A 1,036-nucleotide genomic window follows, 5' to 3' on the forward strand; every position below is an offset into this window, starting at 1 on the left:
AATAAAACGTACAAGATTTTTAGGTCACCTTGGTCTCATTGCTGGAGTTTTCCGAGAACTTGAAGTTGACAAACTGATCGATGAGAAACTCCCAAAGGAAAGGGATCACAAGATTCCTCACTCAGTCTGCATCCTTGCCATGGTACTCAATGGTCTTGGTTTCATAGGTCAACGTCTATACCTTTTTCCTGACTTTTTCAGGAATATTTCTATAGAAAGACTTTTTGGAGAAGGTGTAACACGAGAAGATCTGAATCAATATGCTATCGGAGAAACTCTTGACAGAATAGTAAAATATGGCCCAACAAAACTGTTTACGGAAATTGTTCTTCACATTATGAACCGTCTACCTATTCCTGTTCATTGTTTACACGCTGACACTACAAGTGTCAGCGTTTATGGTGATTATGAAGACGAAGAAACTGAGTCTATTGATATTACTTTTGGAATTCCAAAAAACGGGAGATGGGATCTCAAACAATTTGTGCTGAGCTTGATTGTAAATCAGCATGGAATACCACTTTTCATGAACACACATTCAGGAAATGCTTCCGACAAAAGCACAATTCTGGAAGCAATCAAGTCCCTCAAATCAGCTTTAAGTCCTGAAAGCAAAGTGTACTATGTAGCTGATAGTTCTTTTTACACTGACAATAATATCAATAATATAGGAAAGTCATTCTGGATCAGTCGTGTTCCTGCAACAATTAATGAGGCAAAGGAACTGCTAAATGCAAATTTGAACCTGAAGCCACTGAAAAGCGATGAAAGATACTCGTTTTATCAAACCTTTGTTGATTATGGGGGAGTCAAGCAAAAGTGGGTTTTGTTGCTTTCTCATAAAATGAAAGAAAAGAAAGAGATAACTCTCAGAAAGAAGCTTCAAAATGAACTTGAAAAAGCAGAAAAGTCGCTTAAAAAACTGGTAGGAGAGGACTTTTTCTGTGAAGAAGATGCATTAAAAGCAGCAGAAAAATGGATTGCAGATTTCCCTTCTATTGTGTTTGAAAAAGTAGATTTGAAAACCGTTAAAAAA

General features: G+C 36.8%; 1 protein-coding gene. It reads left to right on the forward strand.

What is annotated here, in order from left to right; all coding sequences use genetic code 11:
• Position 1: 1 nt before the first annotated feature.
• Positions 2 to 1,036: IS1634 family transposase (locus tag ASJ81_RS24830; RefSeq protein WP_245860152.1), on the forward strand; the 1,035-nt coding region annotated here is incomplete at its 3' end.

This window comes from Methanosarcina spelaei (genome assembly GCF_002287235.1).
Taxonomy (GTDB): Archaea; Halobacteriota; Methanosarcinia; order Methanosarcinales; family Methanosarcinaceae; genus Methanosarcina; species Methanosarcina spelaei.